The sequence below is a fragment of the Pseudomonas sp. LPB4.O genome, from assembly GCF_038383825.1.
GTDB lineage: Bacteria > Pseudomonadota > Gammaproteobacteria > Pseudomonadales > Pseudomonadaceae > Aquipseudomonas > Aquipseudomonas putida.
Genome location: NZ_CP151298.1, coordinates 2,795,496 through 2,815,856 on the forward strand (window position 1 = coordinate 2,795,496; position 20,361 = coordinate 2,815,856).

Annotated in this window: 21 protein-coding genes; 10 read left to right on the forward strand and 11 right to left on the reverse strand. The window is 63.0% G+C overall.

The window, feature by feature from the left end; genetic code table 11:
• Positions 1–67 precede the first annotated feature (67 nt).
• Positions 68–946, reverse strand: coding sequence for a helix-turn-helix domain-containing protein (locus MRBLPB4O_RS12495; protein WP_341798680.1), 879 nt, complete (start codon positions 944–946; stop codon positions 68–70).
• A 172-nt stretch (positions 947–1,118) separates the two neighbouring features.
• On the opposite strand from MRBLPB4O_RS12495, the gene pobA reads away from it, so the two are divergent.
• A complete protein-coding gene (gene pobA, locus MRBLPB4O_RS12500; RefSeq protein ID WP_341798681.1) occupies positions 1,119–2,306 on the forward strand; it encodes a 4-hydroxybenzoate 3-monooxygenase in 1,188 nt (395 codons plus the stop codon).
• A gap of 135 nt (positions 2,307–2,441) precedes the next feature.
• On the opposite strand, the gene MRBLPB4O_RS12505 is transcribed toward pobA, so the two are convergent.
• Positions 2,442–3,092 (reverse strand): ankyrin repeat domain-containing protein, encoded by a 651-nt coding sequence (locus MRBLPB4O_RS12505; protein WP_341798682.1) that lies wholly within the window; start codon positions 3,090–3,092, stop codon positions 2,442–2,444.
• A gap of 115 nt (positions 3,093–3,207) precedes the next feature.
• On the opposite strand from MRBLPB4O_RS12505, the gene ggt reads away from it, so the two are divergent.
• Both ggt and MRBLPB4O_RS12515 read left to right on the forward strand, forming a co-directional pair.
• Positions 3,208–4,998 (forward strand): gamma-glutamyltransferase, encoded by a 1,791-nt coding sequence (ggt, locus tag MRBLPB4O_RS12510; protein ID WP_341798683.1) that lies wholly within the window; start codon positions 3,208–3,210, stop codon positions 4,996–4,998.
• Between the two features lie 44 nt (positions 4,999–5,042).
• Complete coding sequence (locus MRBLPB4O_RS12515; RefSeq protein WP_341798684.1) at positions 5,043–5,924, forward strand: LysR substrate-binding domain-containing protein; 882 nt, start codon at positions 5,043–5,045, stop codon at positions 5,922–5,924.
• An 87-nt stretch (positions 5,925–6,011) separates the two neighbouring features.
• Here the strand turns inward: MRBLPB4O_RS12515 and MRBLPB4O_RS12520 are convergent, their stop codons facing one another.
• On the reverse strand, positions 6,012–6,920 hold the full coding sequence (locus MRBLPB4O_RS12520; protein WP_341798685.1) for an arginine deiminase-related protein: 909 nt from the start codon (positions 6,918–6,920) through the stop codon (positions 6,012–6,014).
• 71 nt (positions 6,921–6,991) lie between these two features.
• Positions 6,992–8,044 carry an ornithine cyclodeaminase gene (locus MRBLPB4O_RS12525; RefSeq protein WP_049276789.1) on the reverse strand — a complete coding sequence of 351 codons (1,053 nt, stop codon included), beginning with the start codon at positions 8,042–8,044 and terminating at the stop codon, positions 6,992–6,994.
• Between the two features lie 191 nt (positions 8,045–8,235).
• Here MRBLPB4O_RS12525 and MRBLPB4O_RS12530 point away from each other — a divergent pair, with 191 nt between their 5' ends.
• Positions 8,236–8,658, forward strand: coding sequence for an Lrp/AsnC family transcriptional regulator (locus MRBLPB4O_RS12530; protein WP_016499380.1), 423 nt, complete (start codon positions 8,236–8,238; stop codon positions 8,656–8,658).
• A gap of 343 nt (positions 8,659–9,001) precedes the next feature.
• Positions 9,002–10,420: an amino acid permease gene (locus MRBLPB4O_RS12535; protein ID WP_341798686.1), complete on the forward strand. Its 1,419-nt coding sequence runs from the start codon at positions 9,002–9,004 to the stop codon at positions 10,418–10,420.
• Positions 10,421–10,531: 111 nt separating this feature from the next.
• Here MRBLPB4O_RS12535 and MRBLPB4O_RS12540 read toward each other — a convergent pair whose 3' ends face one another.
• The 4 genes from MRBLPB4O_RS12540 to MRBLPB4O_RS12555 all read right to left on the reverse strand — a co-directional run bounded on the left by MRBLPB4O_RS12540 (position 10,532) and on the right by MRBLPB4O_RS12555 (position 14,552).
• Positions 10,532–11,131, reverse strand: a complete 600-nt coding sequence (locus tag MRBLPB4O_RS12540; RefSeq protein WP_028613046.1) for an START domain-containing protein — start codon at positions 11,129–11,131, stop codon at positions 10,532–10,534.
• A 90-nt stretch (positions 11,132–11,221) separates the two neighbouring features.
• Positions 11,222–12,058, reverse strand: a complete 837-nt coding sequence (locus MRBLPB4O_RS12545) for a bifunctional allantoicase/(S)-ureidoglycine aminohydrolase (RefSeq protein ID WP_016499386.1) — start codon at positions 12,056–12,058, stop codon at positions 11,222–11,224.
• A 106-nt stretch (positions 12,059–12,164) separates the two neighbouring features.
• A complete protein-coding gene (locus tag MRBLPB4O_RS12550; RefSeq protein WP_341798687.1) occupies positions 12,165–13,556 on the reverse strand; it encodes an LLM class flavin-dependent oxidoreductase in 1,392 nt (463 codons plus the stop codon).
• 15 nt (positions 13,557–13,571) lie between these two features.
• Positions 13,572–14,552: an aliphatic sulfonate ABC transporter substrate-binding protein gene (locus MRBLPB4O_RS12555; protein ID WP_341798688.1), complete on the reverse strand. Its 981-nt coding sequence runs from the start codon at positions 14,550–14,552 to the stop codon at positions 13,572–13,574.
• 195 nt (positions 14,553–14,747) lie between these two features.
• Between MRBLPB4O_RS12555 and MRBLPB4O_RS12560 the strand changes: the two genes are divergently transcribed.
• On the forward strand, positions 14,748–15,629 hold the full coding sequence (locus MRBLPB4O_RS12560; protein ID WP_341798689.1) for a hypothetical protein: 882 nt from the start codon (positions 14,748–14,750) through the stop codon (positions 15,627–15,629).
• On the opposite strand, the gene MRBLPB4O_RS12565 is transcribed toward MRBLPB4O_RS12560, so the two are convergent.
• Positions 15,626–16,510: a DMT family transporter gene (locus MRBLPB4O_RS12565; protein ID WP_341798690.1), complete on the reverse strand. Its 885-nt coding sequence runs from the start codon at positions 16,508–16,510 to the stop codon at positions 15,626–15,628. The genes MRBLPB4O_RS12560 and MRBLPB4O_RS12565 overlap by 4 nt on opposite strands.
• 170 nt (positions 16,511–16,680) lie before the next feature.
• Between MRBLPB4O_RS12565 and MRBLPB4O_RS12570 the strand changes: the two genes are divergently transcribed.
• Entirely contained in the window at positions 16,681–17,352 is a 672-nt protein-coding gene (locus tag MRBLPB4O_RS12570) for a TetR/AcrR family transcriptional regulator (RefSeq protein WP_016499391.1), read from the forward strand.
• A gap of 7 nt (positions 17,353–17,359) precedes the next feature.
• Here MRBLPB4O_RS12570 and MRBLPB4O_RS12575 read toward each other — a convergent pair whose 3' ends face one another.
• The gene (locus tag MRBLPB4O_RS12575) at positions 17,360–18,367 is read right to left on the reverse strand and encodes a GlxA family transcriptional regulator (RefSeq protein WP_341798691.1); all 1,008 of its coding nucleotides are present in this window, start codon (positions 18,365–18,367) and stop codon (positions 17,360–17,362) included.
• A gap of 159 nt (positions 18,368–18,526) precedes the next feature.
• On the opposite strand from MRBLPB4O_RS12575, the gene MRBLPB4O_RS12580 reads away from it, so the two are divergent.
• Both MRBLPB4O_RS12580 and MRBLPB4O_RS12585 read left to right on the forward strand, forming a co-directional pair.
• Positions 18,527–18,997, forward strand: a complete 471-nt coding sequence (locus MRBLPB4O_RS12580; RefSeq protein WP_341798692.1) for an FAD/FMN-containing dehydrogenase — start codon at positions 18,527–18,529, stop codon at positions 18,995–18,997.
• Between the two features lie 112 nt (positions 18,998–19,109).
• Entirely contained in the window at positions 19,110–19,322 is a 213-nt protein-coding gene (locus tag MRBLPB4O_RS12585; RefSeq protein WP_016499394.1) for a PLDc N-terminal domain-containing protein, read from the forward strand.
• 44 nt (positions 19,323–19,366) lie between these two features.
• On the opposite strand, the gene MRBLPB4O_RS12590 is transcribed toward MRBLPB4O_RS12585, so the two are convergent.
• On the reverse strand, positions 19,367–19,693 hold the full coding sequence (locus tag MRBLPB4O_RS12590) for a hypothetical protein (RefSeq protein ID WP_341798693.1): 327 nt from the start codon (positions 19,691–19,693) through the stop codon (positions 19,367–19,369).
• Positions 19,694–19,882: 189 nt separating this feature from the next.
• On the opposite strand from MRBLPB4O_RS12590, the gene MRBLPB4O_RS12595 reads away from it, so the two are divergent.
• Entirely contained in the window at positions 19,883–20,293 is a 411-nt protein-coding gene (locus tag MRBLPB4O_RS12595) for a RidA family protein (protein WP_341798694.1), read from the forward strand.
• The last annotated feature ends 68 nt before the right edge of the window (positions 20,294–20,361 follow it).

Consider the following 20,361-nt stretch of genomic DNA (forward strand, 5'->3'; position numbering starts at 1 on the left):
ACTGCAGGTTGACGTATACGTCAAGCAGGGGCTGAAGATGCGTGTTGCCGGTGCAGGTAACCACATTTCATTCCGGCTGCACCGCCCGACGATAGCCATTGGGCGTCTGCCCACTCAAGCGCTTGAACCACCGGGCAAAGTACGTCGGGTCGGTGAACCCCAGGCTGTCCGACAGCTGCCCGATACTCATCCGCGTGTAAATCAGGTTGCGCCGCGCCTCCAGCAACAAACGCTGGTGCAGCACCTGCAGCGCAGTCTGCCCACTCAGCGCCCGGCACAACTGGTTCAGTTGCAGGCTCGGAATATTCAGCCGCGCGGCGAAGTCCTCCATCGACAGGTGCTCGCGGTAATGCGCTTCGACCAGTCGCAGGTACTGCCCCAACAACTGGCGGTCACGCTCATCCCGATTTCGCGGCGCTTGCCCCAGCTGCTGGCGGCGGGTGATCCACACCATCAGCGCGGTCACCAGCGCTTCGAGCATGGCCGCCCGCGCGGGGGCATTGCCCTGGTATTCCTGCTGCAAGGTGCTGATCAGGCTGCGCAGGTGCACGCGGTCCTGGCCCAGCGGGTAACACGCCGGTTTCGCAAGCACCGTCAGGGGCGCGCCCAGGCGCTGTTCCAGGTTCGCCACCAGTGCGGTGCCAAAGGTCAGCACATACCCCTGGATATCGGCACTGAAGCGAAAGCCATGCACGGTCATCGGCGGCACCACCTGGATCGCCGCCTCGCCGAGGGCACTGCGCACGCCTTCGACCTCAACCTGGGCCTGGCCGCGCTGTACGTAAAGGAGCTGGAACAGTTCGGCATGCTGATGCGGCTTGATTTCCCAGTGGTGCAAACGGCTACGCGCCGGGATGGACTCGCAGTGCAGCAGGTCGGTGCCGGGCCAGGCCGTGTTTTCACCATACAGCTTGAACAACGGGACGCCGGGGAGGGTGGATTTCATGCGGGCAAGCCTGTCCGTTAATCGAACGATTTTTGTAAAAGTGCAGGTTATTCATGGAATAGCACACTTAATGGGCATTTTTTGCCAGTAAAAATGCAGGGGCAAACCCTAACAGCAGATGCCGCCCCACTGCCAGTCCAGGGCCGGCATCGTCCGAACAGAGACAACAACAATGAAAACTCAGGTTGCAATTATTGGCGCAGGCCCGTCTGGCCTGCTGCTGGGCCAACTGCTGCACAAGGCCGGTATCGATAACGTCATCGTAGAGCGCCAGACGCCCGAGTATGTACTTGGCCGCATCCGCGCCGGTGTGCTGGAGCAAGGCACGGTCGATCTGCTGCGCGAAGCAGGTGTAGCCGAGCGTATGGATCGTGAAGGCCTTGTGCACGAAGGTGTCGAGCTGCTGGTTGGCGGGCGCCGTCAACGCCTGGATCTCAAAGCCCTGACAGGTGGCAAGACGGTGATGGTGTACGGCCAGACCGAAGTCACCCGTGACCTGATGCAGGCCCGTGAAGCCACAGGTGCACCGATCATCTATTCCGCCGGCAATGTCCAGCCGCATGAGCTTAAGGGCGAGAAGCCGTATCTGACCTTCGAAAAAGATGGCCGCGTGCACCGGGTGGACTGCGACTATATCGCTGGCTGTGACGGCTTCCATGGCGTTTCGCGACAGAGCATCCCCGAGGGCGTGCTGAAGCAGTACGAGCGGGTTTATCCATTTGGCTGGCTGGGCCTGCTGTCGGACACACCGCCGGTCAATCACGAGCTGATCTATGCCCACCACGAACGAGGCTTCGCGTTGTGCAGCCAACGTTCGCAGACACGCAGCCGCTACTACCTGCAGGTACCTTTGCAGGACCGCGTCGAAGCGTGGTCTGACGAGCGTTTCTGGGACGAACTCAAAGCCCGCTTGCCCGCTGAAGTAGCGGCCGATCTGGTGACTGGCCCAGCGCTGGAAAAAAGCATTGCGCCGCTGCGCAGCCTGGTGGTCGAACCCATGCAGTATGGCCACCTGTTCCTGGTGGGTGACGCTGCGCACATCGTCCCACCCACCGGTGCCAAAGGCCTGAACCTGGCAGCCTCGGACGTCAACTATCTCTACCGCATTCTGGTCAAGGTGTACCGCGAAGGTCGTACCGACCTGCTTCAGCAATATTCGCCGCTGGCCCTGCGCCGGGTATGGAAAGGCGAGCGTTTCAGCTGGTTCATGACCCAGCTGCTGCATGACTTCGGTAGCCATAAGGATGCCTGGGACCAGAAGATGCAGGAGGCTGACCGCGAGTACTTCCTGAACTCCCCGGCGGGCTTGCTGAACATTGCCGAGAACTATGTGGGGCTGCCGTACGAAGAAGTGGGCTGAGGTTCTGTGCTGCCTGGCCTGGCCCCATCGCCGGCAAGCCAGGTCCCACAGGCACTGCACATGACTTGAATACGATGCGGCCAATGTGTGGTTTGCCGGCGATCACGGGCGAAGCCCGTGTCATGCAAACCTTGCCTACTGGGCCAGCAACGCCTCCATCTCCCGATACCCTCGCTGGCGCGCGTGCTCCAGCGCGGTGACCCCATCCTTGTCGGCAATCTGCCGGTCCGCCCCCGCCGCCAGCAGCCGGCGCACAATCTCCACATGCCGCGGTCCGCCATCCCCCAGGATCACTGCCTCCATAAGCGCGGTCCAGTGCAGGCGGTTCAGGTGGTTCACGTCCACCCCGGCATCGATCAGCATCTGCACGGTCTCGACATGCCCACGCTCGGCCGCCGGGATCAACGCAGTCCCCCCGTAGCGGTTGGTGCTCCTGAGGTTGGCACCGTGGCTCAGGGTCAGCCGCAGGATATCGTTCAGGCCTCGGGCGCCGGCATACAGATAAGGGCTGTCATCGATATTGTCTTTGGCGTTCACGTCGGCACCGGCCTGGATCAGTGCTTGCGCCGCCGCCACCTGGTTGCCGTGGGTGGCCACCAGCAGGGCAGTGCGCCCTTGCTCATCACGGCTTTCCAGCCGGGCCCCTTCTGCCAGCAACTGTTGCAGGGTGCGCACGTCGTCCTGGCGGGCGGCGTTGTGCAGGCGGTTGTCCATGGTGGTGTTCTCGGCGTGGGCGGCAAGGCTGGTGAGCAGGGCGAACAGCATGGTTGTCAGTGATCTACACATGGGGTGGCTCCTGATTGACCTGCCTGCATCCTAGAAAAAACGCACAAAGTCTTGAAGTTAAGTTTGCGCATGACCGACAGTGGTCTGCTGAATAGACAAAGCAGGAAGCAAAACGATGAAGTTCTCCACACCGCTGATGAGCGCGCTGTGCCTGGCGATCGCGAGTGGGTGGGCCTGTGCCGAGCAAGTGTTGCCCGCGCCCCCCGAACTGGCCTCCGGCTACCGCACTGGCCTGCAGCCGGTGCGCGCCAGCCGGCATATGGCCGCCGCTGCCAACCCGCTGGCCACCGAAGCGGGGCGGGCGATGCTGCGTGACGGTGGCAGCGCCATCGACGCGGCCATCGCCATGCAAATGGTGCTGACCTTGGTAGAGCCGCAATCCAGCGGCATCGGTGGTGGGGCTTTTATCCTCTACTGGGACGGCAAACGTGTTCAGGCTTTCGACGGCCGCGAGGCAGCCCCGGCGCAGGTAACGGAACAACTGTTCTTGCAAGCCAATGGATCACCGATGCCGTTCAGGTCGGCGCAGATCGGCGGGCGCTCAGTGGGTGTGCCGGGGGTACTGCGCGCGCTGAAACTGGCTCACGAGCAGCACGGCAAGCTGCCTTGGCAGCAACTCTTTGCCCCGGCCATCGCGTTGGCACGTAACGGTTTCCCCGTTTCCGAACGCCTTCACACCTTGGTGGCGGGCGACCCGTATATCGCCCGGTCACCGGCCATGGCGCGCTACTTCCTGGATAAAAACGGCAAGCCGCTGCCGGTGGGCACGAGGTTGCGCAACCCCGAACTTGCGCAAACGTTCGAGCAGATTGCCGCGCACGGGCCCCAGGCGTTCTACACCGGTGAAATCGCCGGGGCCATCGTGGCCAAGGTGCGCAGCCATACCAATGCCGGTTACCTGTCGTTGCAGGACCTTGAGCAGTACACCGCCAAAGAGCGCGAGCCGGTGTGCGGCACCTACAAAGCCTGGCGTATCTGCGGCATGCCGCCGCCCTCGTCGGGTGGGGTGACGGTATTGCAGACGCTGGGCATGCTTGAAGCCGTGCAGCGCGCCACGCCACAACGCGACCTGGCGGCGCTGCGGCCGCTGGCGAGCGCATCCCTGGCAGGCCTGGAGGCACCGCCGCTGGCCGTGCACCTGATCGCCGAGGCCGAGCGCCTGGCCTACGCCGACCGCGCTCAGTACCTGGCCGACAGTGATTACGTGCCGGTCCCGGTCAAGGCCCTGACCGACCCCGCCTACCTGGCCCGCCGAGCAGCGCAGATCGGCGAGCACAGCATGAAGCGCGCTCGCCCTGGCCAGCCGCAAGGCGCCGACCTGGCCCTGGCACCCGATCGCTCGCCTTTGCGCATTTCCACTTCGCACCTCAGCGCAGTGGATGACAATGGTCAGGCACTGGCCATGACCACCTCGGTGGAGGCCGCGTTCGGTTCGCACCTGATGGTCAAGGGCTTCCTGCTCAACAACCATCTGACGGACTTCTCGTTCATCCCCCGGGAGCACGGCAAGCCTGTGGCCAATCGGGTGCAGCCGGGCAAGCGGCCACTGTCAGCGATGGCGCCGACGCTGGTGTTTTCGCGAGCCTCTGGCGAGTTTGTGGCCAGCCTTGGTTCGCCAGGGGGCTCGCAGATCATTGGCTACGTAAACAAGGCGCTGATCGGCTTGCTGGATTGGCAGCTCGACCCGCAGCAGGCGGCCGGCCTGCCCAACTTCGGCAGCCGCAATGCCGGCACTGAAGTGGAAGCCGGGCTGGCCAGCCAATCGCTGATCCGCCAATTGGCAGCCTGGGGCCATGAGGTCACGCCGATGACCATGACCAGCGGCATGCAGATCATCCAGCGCAGCGGCGATGGCTGGTCCGGTGGCGCCGACCCTCGGCGGGAAGGTGTGGCCCTTGGCGACTAGCCGTGATAGAACGCAGTCTTGCCATTCAGCAGTTGAATACCAAGATGCCTATCAGCGTGAAATCGAATAGAGCCCTGTTCGACCTCGACCTGCTACGCGCCATTGTGGTGGTGGCCGATTGCGGTAGCTTCACCACGGCGGCGGCGCGCCTGCACTCGACCCAGTCGACCATCAGCCAGAAGGTACGCCGCCTGGAAGACATGGTCGGCCATCGCCTGTTGGTGCGGGGTAACCGCGATGTGCTACCGACCGACGCCGGGCAGACCTTGCTCGGCTACGCGCGGCACATGCTGGCGCTGAATGACCAGATGCTCGAAGCCCTGGCCGGGGCGATGGTTGGCACCACCGTACGCCTGGGCGTGCCCGAGGACTTCGTTGGCGGGCGCACCACCAATGCGCTGTCGGCGTTCAGCCGGCTGCACCCGCAAGTGAAACTGGAAGTGACCAGCGGCCTGTGCCGCGACCTCAGCCAGGCCTACGACAACGGTGAACTCGACCTGGTGCTGCTCAAGCAGCGGCGCAACACCCGGGAGGGCGTGGCTTGCTGGCCCGAGCGCCTGCAATGGATCGACAGTGCGCGCACCCCCGCCTTTGAGCTGGACCCGATCCCGCTGGTTACCTTCCCGCCGCGCGGCTTGTACCGCGAGGACATGATCAACGCTATCGAAAGCATGGGCCGGCGCTGGCGCATCAGTTTCACCAGTTCCAGCCTCAGCGGTATCCAGGCGGCAGTTGCCGATGGCATGGGCATCAGCCTGCTGCCACCAAGGGCGGCCACGGGTGAGCACCGGGTGCTGGGGGCCGGGCAGGGGCTACCGGAGGTCGACAGCTATGAAATCGTCATCGTCCACCGGCCGACGGCGGATGTGATGGTCAAGGCGTTGGCCGAGGTCATGACGCAACTGCTGGCGGGCGGCGGGATCTGACACGGCCTTACGAACTGACGCGGTCTTTGTGGGGGCGCCCCGGCAGGGCCGCTCCCACAGGAGATCGAGTCGGCCGAGGGTGGATGGTCAGGCGCAAGCCGCCGCCAGGCGTGGCGACAGGTGAATGCCGGCAATCATGCAGCGCACCGAGCCGCCGGCCATCTCAATGGTCGGCACGTCCAGTGGCACCAGCCGCGCCGAACGCTCGATGCGCCGGCGTTGCTCGCTGGTCAGGCTGTCGAAGGCCTTGCGTGACAGCGCCAGAATACGCCCGTCACGCCCGGACAGTTCGATGGCATTGCCGGCAAACTGGCTGATCTGCTGGTTGCTCAGGTCAATCACATCGCGGCCCGATTCGATCAGGCGCATGCGCACTTCCTCGGCCCGCGCCTTGTTGGTGAACGTGCCAAAACCCACTAGTGCAAACTCGGTCGCCACGCACATCAGTACGTTGGTGTGGTAGATCGGCGTGCCTTGCTCGTCGGCAGTGTCGAATACCATCGGCTCGAAGTTGAAGTGCGTGCTGAAGCGCTCCAGGGCAATCGGGTCGGCACGGTTGGAGCGCGCGGTGTAAGCCACCCGCGACAGGTGGTCGAATACCATGGCGCCGGTCCCTTCGAGGAACAGCTCGTCCTGCTCCAGCCCTGAATAATCGATTACATCCTGCACGCGGTACTCATGCTTGAGCATCTCGATCACATCGGCGCGCCGCTCGCGGCGGCGGTTGCGCGAGTACATCGAGTAGATCGCGATATGTCCTCCGGGGTGGGTCGAGAACCAGTTGTTGGGGAACACCGAGTCTGGGGTGTTGTGCTCGCCAAAATCGTCGAACAGGTGTACGCGCACGCCTTCGGCCTCGAGGCGGCCGACGGCCTGGGTGACTTCATCACGGGCAACCTCTGCGAGCGCCTGTGCGGCGAGGCTGGGGTTGCTGCGCTGAAATGAGTTGTCGGCTGCGGTTTCCGGGTTGGGGGTGAATGCATGTGGCCTGACCATGACCACTGCTGCAGGTGCTTGAATCGAACGCGCTGGGAATGCCATCTGGAAGTACCGGGTAGGAAGCGGGGTTAGGCAACGCGTCGGATGCGGCTTTTGGCAGCGCGGCCGCGGGTGTGGCTGAACAGGTCTTTCGGGTCGTCTTCCACCCATGGCACCAGGTCGATCTTCGTGCCCATGCCGCGCTTTTCGGCCTGCTGTAGTACGTAACGTAGTACGGTGTAGTCCTCCAGGGCGAAGCCTACCGAGTCGAATACGGTGACCTGGCTGTCAGACTGACGCCCTTCGGTTTCGCCGCGCAGCACACGCCACAGGTCAACCACCGGGAAGTCAGCGGGCAGCTGCTGGATGTCACCTTCTATACGGGTTTGCGGCTCGTACTCGACGAACACCCGGGCGTTGCGCAGCACATCGGCGTGCAGTTCGGTCTTGCCCGGGCAGTCACCCCCCACGGCATTCAGGTGCATGCCGGGTTCGAGCATGTCTGGGGTGATGATGGTGGCGTAGGCCTTGTCGGCAGTGACCGTGGTGATGATGTCCACGCCTTTCACCGCTTCGGCCACCGAGCCGGCCCGGCGAATGGTGAGGCCGCTGTATTCCTTGAGGTTGGCAATCAGCTTGGCGGTGGCCAGCGGGTCGGTGTCGTAGGCGACGATTTCTTCGATGCCCAGGTGCTTGTGGAAGGCCAGCGCCTGGAATTCGCTTTGCGCGCCGTTGCCGATCAGCGCCATCTTGCGCGAGTTCGGTCGGGCCAGTGCCTGGGCTGCCATCAGCGAGGTAGCCGCAGTGCGCAGGGCGGTGGCAATGGTCAGTTCGGACAGCAACACCGGGTAGCCGGTTTCGACATCGGCCAATACGCCGAAGGCCATCACGGTATGCAGGTCACGCGCGGTGTTGGCCGGGTGGCCGTTGACGTATTTGAAGGCGTAGCGGCTGTTGTCGGCGACCGGCATCAGTTCGATCACACCCACTTCCGAATGGCTGGCAACCCGTGCGGATTTATCAAACTCCTGCCAGCGTTTGAAGTCTTCACGAATGGCTGCAGCCAGTTCACCTATGAACGGCGCTACGCCAATGTCGTGCACCAAGTCCGACATCGTTGGAACATCAATGAAATACGTCATGCTCTTGCACCTTGTTATTGTGCGCTGCCCTGTGGATATTGCAGGGTGAGCGCTTAGGATTATCGAAGTGTCGCCGGCTCGAACATTTTGATGAAAGGTTGCGTCAACAGGAAGAATGCAGGTTGCCAGTTTCGCCAACTTTCTAGACAATCTGCCACCCCAAAGTAGCAATCTGATTATTTGGCAGGCATATGGACACTATCGATCGGGAACTGATTGCGCTGTTGCGGGACAATGCACGTACCCCCGTGCTGACCTTGGCAAAAAAACTCAAGGTGGCCAGGGCAACGGTGCAAAACCGCATCACCCGCCTCGAAGAGCAGGGCGTGATCATCGGCTACACGGTACGCTTGCGCTCCGATGCGCTGGATCAGGGCGTGCGGGCGATCACCAGCATCGGCATCAGCGGCCACCACGCCGCAGAGGTCAAGCACGCGCTGCGTGGGCACCCCAACGTGGTGGCCATTCACACCACCAATGGCCGCTGGGACCTGATGGCAGAGCTGCGCGCCGACACCCTTGAAGCGTTCGACAGGGCGCTGAACACCATTCGCTCCATCCCGCACATCGAGAATACCGAGACCAGCATCCTGCTCTCCACCTACAAGATGTGACCGCTGGGTCAGGCATTTTGACAGGCGCATTGCGCAAACTGCCACCCAGGCTTTCCACAGTGCAAAAAATCCCTTTGGCTGTGCGCATTCTGTAGCGTTCCGCTTGGCCCGGGCCACTGGCAGAATGAAACTGTTTTCGTGCAACGGTACAAGGCGCACCACCCAAGGTGCGTTTCAAACAATAAAAAAGCCCGCAGCGAAGTTGCGTCGGGCGTAAGTGTGCGTTTTCGTTATTACCTGCGCTTTTATCATTTTCAATGACAGGGAGCTTGCACCTTAGTGCCAATTAAATGGTGCGGCGCGGGGCGCTGAAGTTTTACCAAAAAAGAATAAGAGGTCGACTATGCATCAAACGTGCAATGCGCAAAGCGCTGCTCCGCAAGAGGGCCGAGCGCTCAAGCGACGGCTGGAAAACCGACACATACAGCTTATTTCGATCAGTGGCGCAATTGGTACCGGTTTGTTCATGGGCTCGGGCAAGATCATTGCGCTGTCTGGCACTTCAATCATCCTCGTCTACGCCATCATCGGTTTTTTTGTGTTCTGCATCATGCGCGCCATGGGCGAGATGCTGCTGGCCAACCTGCAGATGGAATCGTTCGCCGACCTGGTGCACAACTACCTGGGGCCACGGGCCGGTTACATTCTCAGCTGGTCGTACTGGCTCAGCTGGGTGGTGGCGGCGGTGGGCGACGTGGTGGTGGTCGCAGGGTTCGTGCAGTACTGGTACCCCGATGTGCCTACCTGGCTACCGGCTTTCGCCACCATGTTCCTGTTGCTGGGCCTGAACATGCTGGCGGTGAAGGCCTTTGGTGAGGTGGAGTTCTGGTTCGGCCTGATCAAGATCGTCGCCATCGTGCTGCTGGTGGTAACCGGCCTGGTGATGGTCGCCACTTCCTATACCTCGCCGGGCGGGGTGACGGCGTCGTTCAGCCACCTGGTGGCGCCTGGCGTGGTCATGCCGCATGGCATCCTTGGCTTCCTCGCCGGGTTCCAGATCGCTATCTTCTCCTTCGTCGGCACCGAGCTTATCGGCACCGCAGCGGCGGAGGCCAAAGACCCCGAGAAGACCCTGCCGAAGGCAATCAATACCATCCCCGTGCGTATCCTGCTTTTCTACATCTGTTCGCTGGTGTGCATCATCAGTGTGGTGTCCTGGGCCAATGTGCCGGCCAACCGCAGCCCGTTCGTTGAATTGTTCCTGCTTGGCGGGTTGCCCGCTGCTGCTGGCATCATCAACTTCGTGGTGCTGACCTCTGCGGCCTCGTCGGCCAACAGTGGCGTCTACTCGGGCTCGCGCATGCTCTACGGCCTGTCGCACCAACAACAGGCGCCGACGGCGTTCGGGCGCCTGTCCGGCTCGGGGACGCCGGTGCGGGCGCTGGTGTTTTCCGGGGTGTGCATGGCGATTGCGTTGACGTTGCTGTTCGTGATCCCGGAAGTGATGACCGTGTTCACCCTGGTGTCGACCATTTCCGCGGTGATGATCATCGTTACCTGGTCGCTGATCCTGCTGTCCTATTTCGCTTACCGCCGACAGAATCCGCAGGCGCATGAGCAGTCCAGGTTCAAGCTGCCCGGCGGCAAGGTCACCGCCGCGCTGGCGCAGCTGTTCCTGATTTTCGTGCTGTGCCTGCTGGCGCTGGAACCGGACACCCGCACGGCGTTGTACGTGATGCCGTTGTGGTATGCGGGCCTGTTGCTGGCCTATCGACGCAGGACCAAGGCTTCTGCGCAACCGCAGACAGCGACTGCTACATAGGACCATGGGGCTGCTGCGCAGCCCATCGTTGGCAAGCCAGCTCCCACTTGGACTGCGCGAGTCGCAAGATTTGCGCTGTACCTGTGGGCGCTGGCTTGCCGGCGAGACACCTCAAGGCTGGCGTTCAGCAACCGCCCGCAACGTCCGCAACGTTACCACCGGTGCATCCACCACGAACCGGTTGGCCAGCCAGCCGGGCACATCGCCAGCAGGGTCGGCCTGCAACTGGTAGGTCACCTCCGTCTCGCGTTCGCCCAGTGGTTTCATACGCCACTCACCGCTCAGATGCTGCACCCGGATCAGGCCTTCAACCTTGGGGATCCTGTCGGGCTCGGCGCTCAGGCGCCGCAGCAAGGTGCCGTCGTCCAGGCGTTCGCTGGTTACTTTCAGCACAATGTCCCGCGGCATCGTCGGCCACGGCAGGTTGGTGGTCAGGTACACCCAGGTATTGGCGCCATCCACCTCCAGCAGGCGCATCTGGTCGCAGGCGTACAGCCATTTGCAGGCTACGCGCAGGTTCTCTTGCAGGTCGGTGAGGGTGCGTACGCTCGCTTTCATGGTGCTCACACCACGAAATTGCTGGTAGGACGAGTCATCCGCGCCGCGCAGGTACACGCGTATGCCTTCGCGGTCATAAGCCAGGTTCCAGTCATCGGCAGCCAGGGCAGGGGCGCACAGCAGCAGGGCGGCGAGCAGCAGGCAGCGGTTCATGGCTGGTACCGCGCGGGGGATGGATGTTTAAGTATGCGCGGCAAACAGAAAGCCCGCCAGGTTGGCGGGCTTGCGGGCATCAGCCTGAGCTTAGCGCTTAGGGTTCAGCGTCAGGTGCACGTGACGGTTCACGTCTTTGTACAGCAGGTAGCTGAAGTTGCCTGGGCCGCCGGCGTAGCAGGCTTGCGGGCAGAAGGCGCGCAGCCACATGAAGTCGCCGGCTTCCACTTCGACCCAGTCCTGGTTCAGGCGGTACACCGCCTTGCCTTCCAGCACGTACAGGCCGTGTTCCATCACGTGGGTTTCAGCGAACGGGATCACGCCGCCCGGCTGGAAGGTGACGATGTTCACGTGCATGTCGTGGCGCATGTCGGCCATGTCGACGAAGCGGGTGGTTTTCCAGCGGCCTTCGGTGCCCGGCATCTCGATGACGGTGGCGTTGTCGCGGTGGGTGACGAACGACTCCGGTACGTCCAGGCCTTCAACTTTCTGGTAGTGCTTGCGCAGCCAGTGGAAGGTGACGTTGGACTTGCTGTTGTTGCGCAGGCTCCACTCGGCGCCCGGGGCCAGGAAGGCGTAGCCGCCTGGTACCAGGGTGTGGTGCTTGCCTTCAACGGTGATGTCCAGCTCGCCTTCGACGATGAACACCACGGCTTCGGCGTTAGGATCCAGCTCAGGGCGCTCGCTGCCGCCTTCCGGGGCCAGCTCGACGATGTACTGGGAGAAGGTTTCGGCAAAACCGGTCAGCGGGCGGGCGATGACCCACATGCGCATCTTGTCCCAGAACGGCAGGTGGCTGGTGACGATGTCACGCATCACGCCCTTGGGGATGACGGCATAGGCTTCGGTGAACATGGCACGGTCAGTCAGCAGCTCGGTTTGAGCTGGGTGCCCACCGTGGGGGGCGAAGTACGAATGGTTCGACATGGACAATCTCGACTTGTTGTTCTCTCCCCGTGCCGTGAACCGCACCGGCCGGTGCGGCGCAGGGGATGTGGCAACAGAATAGGGTCGAGCGCGCGCTATCCACAAATTAAATGTTGGAATACCCGGTATTTGATCGCTGAATGTCTACCTGGCGTCCGGCGTGCTGTTCCGGCAGCCGATCGCCTTGGCCGAACAGTTTGTGGCGCAGGGTGCCTTCGGCGTAGCCTGACGGGTAGCGGCCGCGGCGTTGCAGCTCGGGCACCAACAACTCGACCACGTTGGCCAGGTCGTCCGGCTGCACGGCGTAGGTCAGGTTGAAACCGTCGATGCCGGTCTTGTCCAGCCAGCTTTCCAGCTGGTCGGCGACCTCGCTGGCAGCGCCTACCAGTACCGGGCCGCGACCACCCAGGCCAACGAACTCGGCGGCCTCGCGTACAGTCCAGCGGCGGTTCGGGTCGGCGGCGGTAAACGCGGCCAGGGCGGCGCGGCCGGCGTCGTTTTCGACGTATTCGATGGGCGCATCGGGGTCGAGGCCGCCAAAATCGATGCCGGTCCAGCCCGACAGCAGCGCCAGGGCAGCATCCAGGTCGACATAGCGACGGTATTCGGCGAAGCGGGCCTCGGCCTCTTCCTTTGTAGGGGCGACGATCAACAACGCCTGGGCATAGATCAGCACTTCATCACGACCTCGCCCGGCGGCTTCGCTGGCCTGGCGAATGCCGTCGGCGTAACGGCGCAACACGGTGGGGGTCGGGCCGCTGATGAACACGCATTCGGCGTGGCGCGCGGCAAACTGCTGGCCGCGTGCCGAAGCGCCGGCCTGGAACAGCACCGGCGTGCGCTGCGGTGACGGCTGGCACAGGTGCATGCCTGGTACCTGGAAGTGCTCGCCCACATGGTTGATAGGGTGCACCCGGGTTGGCTCGATGTAGCGCCCGCTGTCGCGCTCCAGCAGCACCGCGTCGTCGTCCCAGCTCTTCTCCCACAGCTTGTACAGCACCTGCAGGTATTCCTCGGCCAGGTCGTAGCGCTGGTCGTGGCCCAGCTGACGCGCCAGTCCAAGGTTGCGGGCGGCGCTGTCGAGGTAGCCGGTGACGATGTTCCAGCCGACCCGGCCATTGCTCAGGTGGTCGAGTGTGGACATGCGCCGGGCGAAGGGGTAGGGGTGCTCGTAGGTGAGCGAAAAGGTGACGCCAAACCCCAAGTGCTCAGTGACGCCGGCCATGGCTGGCACCAGCAGCAGCGGGTCGTTCACCGGTACCTGCACGCCACCGCGCAAGGCAGCATCAGGGCCACCCTGGTAGACGTCGTAGATGCCCAGCACATCGGCAATGAACAGGGCGTCAAACAGGCCGCGTTCCAGCAGGCGGGCCAGGTCGGTCCAGTAGCTCAGGCGGTTGAAGGCCACACTGGTATTGCGTGGGTGGCGCCACAGGCCGGGGGACTGATGGCTGGCGGCGTTCATGCTGAACGCGTTGAAGCGGATCGGGCGGGGCATGTCAGTGCGCTCCGGTCAAGGCAACACGGAAGCCGGGTAGACCGCGTCGGCCACCTGCAACTTGTGTGGAATCAGGCCCAGGCCCTGGAAGGTGTCAGCCAGTTTTTGTTGTTCGGCGACGATCTGCGGGGTGATGGCCACGGCGTTGTAGTTACGGCGCTCGCTGGCCACCTCAAGCACGTTGGCGTTGATGCCCAGCTGCGGGGCGAGCAGTGCGGCGACCTCGGCAGGCTTGGCGTTGGCCCACTGGCTGACTTTGCCCAGTTCGGTAAAGAAGGTTTTCAACAGCGCACGGTGCTGGTCGGCATAGCTGGCGGTGGACAGGTAGAAGGTGCGGTTGTTGGACAGGCCGCTGCCGTCACGCAGGTTTTTCAGGCCTGGCTGGCTTTCTGCCGCAGCGAGGAACGGGTCCCACAGGGTCACGGCCTGCACGCTACCCGACTGCAAGGCGGCCACGGCATCGGCGGCATTGTTCACGTAGGCGGGGGTGATGTCCTGGTAACTCAGGCCGGCCTGTTCCAGCGCGACGGCCAGCAGGTACTGGGCATTCCAGCCGCGGCCGGTGGCTACGCGTTTGCCTTTCAGGTCCTGCACCCCGGCCACATGGTCCTGCTCGCGTACCACCAGGCCGATGCCGCGTGGATAAGGCTGCTCGGCGGCCAGGTACACCACCGGTTTGCCGGCCGCCTGGGCGAACACCGAAGGTGCGTCGGCGGCGTGGCCGAGGTCGATGGCGCCGGTGCTCAGGGCTTCGAGCAACTGCGGGCCGGCGGCAAATTCGTGCCAGCTGACCTTGACGCCTTGCGGGGCCAGGGCCTTTTCCAGCGCGCCGCTGCCTTTGAGGATGTTGATGCTGTTGAACTTCTGGTAACCGATGCGCAGGGTCTTGGCGTCGTTGGCCAATGCTTCGGACCAGGGCAGCAGGGCACTGGCGACACTGGCCAGCAGGCCGCCGATCAGCAGGCGACGAAGCGGGGAGAAGGTACGGATTGACATGGGTTTGCTCCTTGAAACCGGGTGGGAAGCGATGCGCCCAGACTAAGGAGGTGGCGTTTGGCTTTCAATTTTTATATTCCGTTTCGTTAGATTGTTTTGTTATTTTTATATCCTTTTGTTTTTTAACGCTTTGCCTTCTTCGACATTTTTTTCACATTCGCTTGCTAGCATCCCCGGCATTCCAAGGAGCCCTACATGCCGCAATTCCTGCGCAAGCGCAGCACCCGCATCGCCCTTACCGCCACTACCGGCGTGCTCACCGCCACCTTGGGTTTCTTTGCATGGCAGAGCTTCTACCCGGTCCAGGCCGCCTCCGGCTGGGATGTCGAGGTGCTGCATCGTGATGTGGCCAAGGCCGCATCGCTTTTGCCGCAAGCGGATGGCAGCCTGCTGGTCAGCCGCGAGCTGGATGATGGCCGCGGCAGCATCCTCAAGATCACCGCGACCGGCGACCGTGTCGTGGTGGTCGACAATCTTTCCAAGCCCGATGGCATGGTCGCGGCACAAGGCGGATGGGTGTTCAGCCAGGAAGGCGGTCAGGCGCCTGTGAGCCTGGCCCGCGATGGCCAGGTTACCCACCTGTTCGACGGTGAAAGCGTGCAGGGCCTGTGGAATGACGGCAACCACCTGTATGCCATCGAAGACCGCAAGGGCAATGGCCGCCTGATGCGTTATGACTGGGCCAGCGGCCAGCTTGATGTGCTGCGTTCCGGCCTGACCGAAACCGAAGGCCTCGCCCGCTGCAACGACGGCCGCTTGCTCTACACCGAAAAAGCCAATGGCAAGGTTCGCGCCCTGTCTGATGATGGCAAGGACCCGGTGGTGGTCGACGGGCTGCGCAACCCCACCTTCCTGTTCTGTGACCAGCGTGGCCTGTGGGTCAGCGAAGACAACACTCACCGCGCACGTTTGTTGCTGATCGGTGCCGACGGGGTCCAGCACACCATGCTGACCTTCCTCAAGGCGCCGCAGTCGATCGTGGCGGACGGCAAGGGCGGCTACCTGTTGGCCGAAGGCGGGCGTAACCGCGTGCTGCACCTGACGCCGCCACCAGCGCACGACACCGCCCAGCGTTAGCTGGGCAGGCGCCGCTTGCGCGCTGGCAGCAGGCCCAGCACCAGCATGCAGCCGAGCAGAATCACCAGGCCACCCGCCGCCTGTAACAGGCTGAGGGCTTCATTGAGAAACAAGGCGCCCACCAGTACCGCCACCAGCGTGACCACGAATTCCACGCTGATGGCACGGGTGGCGCCGATCCGTGCCACCAGGCCGAAGTACAACACGTAGGTGGTGGCGCTCATCACTGCGCCGCTGATCAGCAGGTAAAGCCAGTCGCCTGCTTGTGGCAAGCTGGGCACCGGTACCACCAGCAATAGCGGCAGGGTCAGCAGCCCGCCAGCCAGGAACGCGCCGCAGGTGACCGTCCACGGGTCCTGGCCGCGCAGATGCAGGCTGGCGTAGTTGCTGCCGTAGGCGGCACTGATGGCGCCAAGCAGCGAGGCGATGCAGCCGTGGATGAAGTCGTCATCGACCGCGCGGGCCGGAAAACCGACCAACATGGCGATGCCGGCAATGCCCAGCAGCAGCCCGGCCAGGCCTTGCGGGGTTATTTTCTCCAGCCCCCAGACCCGCCCGATCAGCATCGAGAACAGCGGAATGGTGGCGACAAAAATCGCCGCCATCGCCGTACCGATGCGTGGGGTGGCGTACGACATGCCGATCAGTTGCCCGGCCACCGTGGTCGCGCCTACCACCAGCAAGGGCAACAGCAGCGGGCGCAGGCGCAGTGGGCGGCCCAGCAGGGCTGCGAGGGCCGCCAGGGTGCCGCTGGCAATCAGTGCCCGCAGGCTGACCGCGCCCACCCAGCCAAAGGCATGCACCACTTTGAGCAACACCAGGAACGAAAAGCCCCAGGCGATGGCCAGGAACATATAGGCGGCGAGGTCGCGCGGTTGCATGAGGCAGGATCCATCCAGGGCAGGGGCAGGCAGGCTAGCGGGTTGCACGGCGCGATATCAAGGCCGGCCACCCGCAATGCATTATGGCTACCCGACCAACAGCGTGCTTCCCTGCATGGCTGCGCTCGCGGATAATCCCCCGTATTCCAATAAATCGCCTGTGAGTGGGTATGAGTGATTCCGTAGTGAGCCTTGGCCAGCCTGAAACTGAAGGGGGGCGCAAAACGCGCAAGAACAACCCCGAGAAAACACGCGAAGACATCCTCCAGGCAGCCATCAACGAGTTCGTCCAGCAAGGGCTGGCCGGCGCGCGCGTCGACGCCATCGCCGAGCGCACCGCTACCTCCAAACGCATGATCTACTACTACTTCGGCAGCAAGGAGCAGCTGTACTGCGAATGCCTGGTGAAGTTGTACGGCGATATCCGCAAAACCGAGCAAAGCCTGGACCTGGAGTCGTTACCGGCTGAGCAGGCGATCCGCCGGCTGGTCGAGTTCACCTTCGATCACCATGACCGCAACGTCGATTTCGTGCGGATCATCTGCACCGAAAACATCCATTATGGCGAGTACGTCAAGCAGTCGCCGGCGATTCGCGAAATGAGCAGCCTGGTGCTCGAAGCCCTGGGCAACACCCTGCGCCGTGGCGTGCAGGAAGGCGTGTTTCGCGCCGGCATCGAGGTGATCGACCTGCACATGCTGATGAGCTCGTTCTGCTTCTACCGGGTGTCGAACCGCCACACCTTTGGCGAGATCTTCCAGATCGACCTGTCTGATGACCAGGTCAAACTGCGCCACAAAGCCATGATCTGTGACGCCGTCTTGCGCTATATCTGCGCCTGAACGCCGCTTACTCGCCCAGCCGTTGCTCGCGTGACGGCGGGTAGCCGAAGTACGCCGCATAGCACTTGCTGAAGTGCGACACAGAAACAAACCCGCAGGCCACTGCCACTTCCATCACTGACAAGTCCGAATACTGCAGCAGCCGGCGGCTTTTGGTGATGCGCAGCTCCATGTAGTAGCGCCGTGGCGAGGTGCCCAGCTGAGCCTGGAACAGGCGGTCGATCTGCCGGCGCGAGCGCCCGCTGTAGGCGGCCAGCTGGTCGAGGCTGAGGGTTTCCTCCAGGTTGTTCTCCATCAGCTCGACGATGGTGCGCAGGTGCAGGCTCATGGACTTCTTCGCCCCTGGGCCAACCTGGCGGTAGCGGGCGCCGGAGAACGACAGGATTTCCTCCACGCCTTCGGCCAGCCCGTCGCCATACAGCCGGCGTACCAGGCCCAGCATCAGCTCCATGGCACCATTGGGGCTGGCGGCGCTGAGGCGGTCGCGGTCGAGGGTGAAGCTGGCAGGGGTGATGCGGGTTTGCGGGCTGCGCTCGGACAGGCTGGCGCGCTGCTCGGGGTGGATACTGCAGCCATAGTCGTCCAGCACCCCGGCGCGGCCAAGGAACCAGGCACCGTTCCACAGCCCGCCCAGGGCCATGCCGTGGGCGGCGCAGTCGTCCAGCAGGCGGTCGAGTTCAGGGTACTTCAGCGGGGTGCGCAAGCCGCCGCAGATCACCAGCAGGTCCAGATCTTTCAGCGCCCCGGCGGACAGCTCGGTGGCCACCAGTTCCAAACCCAGGTCGCTGGTCACCCGGTCGCCATCCATCGACAGCGGGGTGAACTGGAAACTGTCGGCGCGCAGCAGGTTGGCCGTGACCAGCACGTCCATGGCCACGGTGAAGCTGGCCATCGAGAAATGTTCGAGCAGGACGAAATCAACCCGATAGGGGGCCTGGGCATTGGCGCTGGTGGATTTCAGCCGCAGCATGTTGCTGGTGCTGGTCTTCTTGCTGAACTGACGTGGCGTGGGCACTCTGGACTCCGCTTCCTGGCTGGCTCGCAGAGTGTGGCGGGTGGCCGGAGGAAAGACAATGTTCCGGGTGGGTGTGTCGTATTTCAGGTCGTGTTCAGGCAACCTGTCTGGCTTGGCCTATTGCCGCCATGTTGCCCCCTGTCACTGAGGACGCCCTTGATGAAGCACGCCATTGCCCTGTTGTTCAGCCTGCTGCCGCTGCTGGCCAATGCCCTGGAACCGGGCGAGAAGCTGGCCCCGTGGACGCTGCTCGACCAGCACGACCAGGCCTACAGCCTCGATACCCGCACGCACATCCTGCTGGTAGCCCGCGACATGGACGGTGCCAAGCTGGTCAAAGCGGCGCTGGGCGAGCAGCCCCGGGGCTACCTGGAAGCGCGTGATGCGGTGTTCGTTGCCGACATCCAGCGCATGCCGGCACTGATCAGCAAGCTATTCGCCATTCCGGCCATGCGCGATTACAACTACCGGGTGCTGCTCGACCGGGAAGGGCGCGTGGCCAGCCGTTATTCCGGGCAGGATGGCCAGGTGCAGTGGTTGCAACTGCGGGAGGGTGTACTGGTGAGCCAGCATTCTTTTGCCGATGCCGCGGCGTTGAAGGCGGCGCTGGAGAACGCGCCGCAGCATTGAGGGCGGTCGCGCTCCTACAACGGTTCGCAATGCCATACTGGTAGCCAAATCAATCTGAACCCTCAACGCTGTCGGTAACCCAATGCATTACATGCCAAACGGGAGAGCGCTCATGGAAATAGGAACGATCTGGATCATCATCGCAGCCTTGGTCATCCTGCTGGAAATCTGGGCCATCTGGCACATCATCGGCAGTGACCGGCGCGCCGAGCGCAAGATGCTGTGGATTGTGTTTGTCGTCTACGCACCATTCCCGGGGCTGTTGTTCTGGGCCTGGCGCGGGCCGCGGGCGGTGAAGGGCAGGGCGGTCCTGCAGGAAAAATGAGGGCTTCCGGCATCTGGCGTGGGGGCGCCTGATGCCGTCGATGTTCACTTGGGCAGGATCTGGAAGCGAATGGCTGGGCCCAGCCCATCAACCATCATGCAGCCGTAGAATTTCACGGTCGACAATACCCGCAGCTGTTTGAGCGCTTCGTGGATGTAATCGTGCAGCAGTTTTTCAGCTTCGCGCTTGCGGTCTGCGAGGGTGGTGCTTTTAAGCGTGATCATGCCGAGCAGGGTGGTTTCGATCTGCTCGACGGTGTCCAGGCCGAGCTTCTCGCGCAGGTGCAGGCGTGCCTGCGCGGCATCGGCTTCATCGTGGGCAGGGTTGTGCGGCTTGATGGTATAGGCCAGCTGAAAATCATAATTGCTCATGCGCTTTTCCTTGTGACGTACAGGCCTCCATGCCGGGTCTTGCAATCTACTGCCTGCCGGCCGCGGCGCAAACATACGCGTGGTTCAAGCATGGCAATGGATTGTGCGAAATGTCCTACCCCGCGCTTGACCTCGAGTTAACTTAAGGTCCGATACTGCGCCACTCTTCCAACCGAGTGAGGGCTTGTCGTGACCCAATCAACCGCATTTCAGTTGAGCAACCCTGAAGGCCTGTACGATCCCAGTGGCAATGCCTATTCCCATGTCGCCGAAGTGCGCGCTGACAGCCGCTTGCTGTTCATCGCCGGCCAGGGCGGGGAAGACAGCAACGGCCAGTTGCCCCCGCTGTTCGCCGAACAGGCCCGCCAGGCGCTGGCCAACCTTGAACTGGCCCTGGCGTCCAAAGGCGCCAGCCTGGCCCAGGTGTTCAAGCTGACACTGCTGATTGTCGAGCACTCCGAAACGCGCCTGCGCCAATGGGTGGCTGAGGCCGACAGGGCCTGGGGCCCGCACATGAAACCGGCCTGCACGCTGATCCCGGTACCCCGGCTGGCGCTGGATGGCATGCTGGTGGAAATCGAAGCGGTGGCAGCGCTTTAGCGCTGAGTGATGCGGCGGTGGCCCCTTGGAAACACTTTGTTGTATATCGGTACACGCATGGCCGCTAT

Bases quoted from the DNA above. Each gene is read 5' to 3' on its own strand.
- MRBLPB4O_RS12495 (WP_341798680.1), bottom strand. From the start codon at position 946: ATGAAATCCACCCTCCCCGGCGTCCCGTTGTTCAAGCTGTATGGTGAA.
- pobA (WP_341798681.1), top strand. From the start codon at position 1,119: ATGAAAACTCAGGTTGCAATTATTGGCGCAGGCCCGTCTGGCCTGCTG.
- MRBLPB4O_RS12505 (WP_341798682.1), bottom strand. From the start codon at position 3,092: ATGTGTAGATCACTGACAACCATGCTGTTCGCCCTGCTCACCAGCCTT.
- ggt (WP_341798683.1), top strand. From the start codon at position 3,208: ATGAAGTTCTCCACACCGCTGATGAGCGCGCTGTGCCTGGCGATCGCG.
- MRBLPB4O_RS12515 (WP_341798684.1), top strand. From the start codon at position 5,043: ATGCCTATCAGCGTGAAATCGAATAGAGCCCTGTTCGACCTCGACCTG.
- MRBLPB4O_RS12520 (WP_341798685.1), bottom strand. From the start codon at position 6,920: ATGGTCAGGCCACATGCATTCACCCCCAACCCGGAAACCGCAGCCGAC.
- MRBLPB4O_RS12525 (WP_049276789.1), bottom strand. From the start codon at position 8,044: ATGACGTATTTCATTGATGTTCCAACGATGTCGGACTTGGTGCACGAC.
- MRBLPB4O_RS12530 (WP_016499380.1), top strand. From the start codon at position 8,236: ATGGACACTATCGATCGGGAACTGATTGCGCTGTTGCGGGACAATGCA.
- MRBLPB4O_RS12535 (WP_341798686.1), top strand. From the start codon at position 9,002: ATGCATCAAACGTGCAATGCGCAAAGCGCTGCTCCGCAAGAGGGCCGA.
- MRBLPB4O_RS12540 (WP_028613046.1), bottom strand. From the start codon at position 11,131: ATGAACCGCTGCCTGCTGCTCGCCGCCCTGCTGCTGTGCGCCCCTGCC.
- MRBLPB4O_RS12545 (WP_016499386.1), bottom strand. From the start codon at position 12,058: ATGTCGAACCATTCGTACTTCGCCCCCCACGGTGGGCACCCAGCTCAA.
- MRBLPB4O_RS12550 (WP_341798687.1), bottom strand. From the start codon at position 13,556: ATGCCCCGCCCGATCCGCTTCAACGCGTTCAGCATGAACGCCGCCAGC.
- MRBLPB4O_RS12555 (WP_341798688.1), bottom strand. From the start codon at position 14,552: ATGTCAATCCGTACCTTCTCCCCGCTTCGTCGCCTGCTGATCGGCGGC.
- MRBLPB4O_RS12560 (WP_341798689.1), top strand. From the start codon at position 14,748: ATGCCGCAATTCCTGCGCAAGCGCAGCACCCGCATCGCCCTTACCGCC.
- MRBLPB4O_RS12565 (WP_341798690.1), bottom strand. From the start codon at position 16,510: ATGCAACCGCGCGACCTCGCCGCCTATATGTTCCTGGCCATCGCCTGG.
- MRBLPB4O_RS12570 (WP_016499391.1), top strand. From the start codon at position 16,681: ATGAGTGATTCCGTAGTGAGCCTTGGCCAGCCTGAAACTGAAGGGGGG.
- MRBLPB4O_RS12580 (WP_341798692.1), top strand. From the start codon at position 18,527: ATGAAGCACGCCATTGCCCTGTTGTTCAGCCTGCTGCCGCTGCTGGCC.
- MRBLPB4O_RS12585 (WP_016499394.1), top strand. From the start codon at position 19,110: ATGGAAATAGGAACGATCTGGATCATCATCGCAGCCTTGGTCATCCTG.
- MRBLPB4O_RS12590 (WP_341798693.1), bottom strand. From the start codon at position 19,693: ATGAGCAATTATGATTTTCAGCTGGCCTATACCATCAAGCCGCACAAC.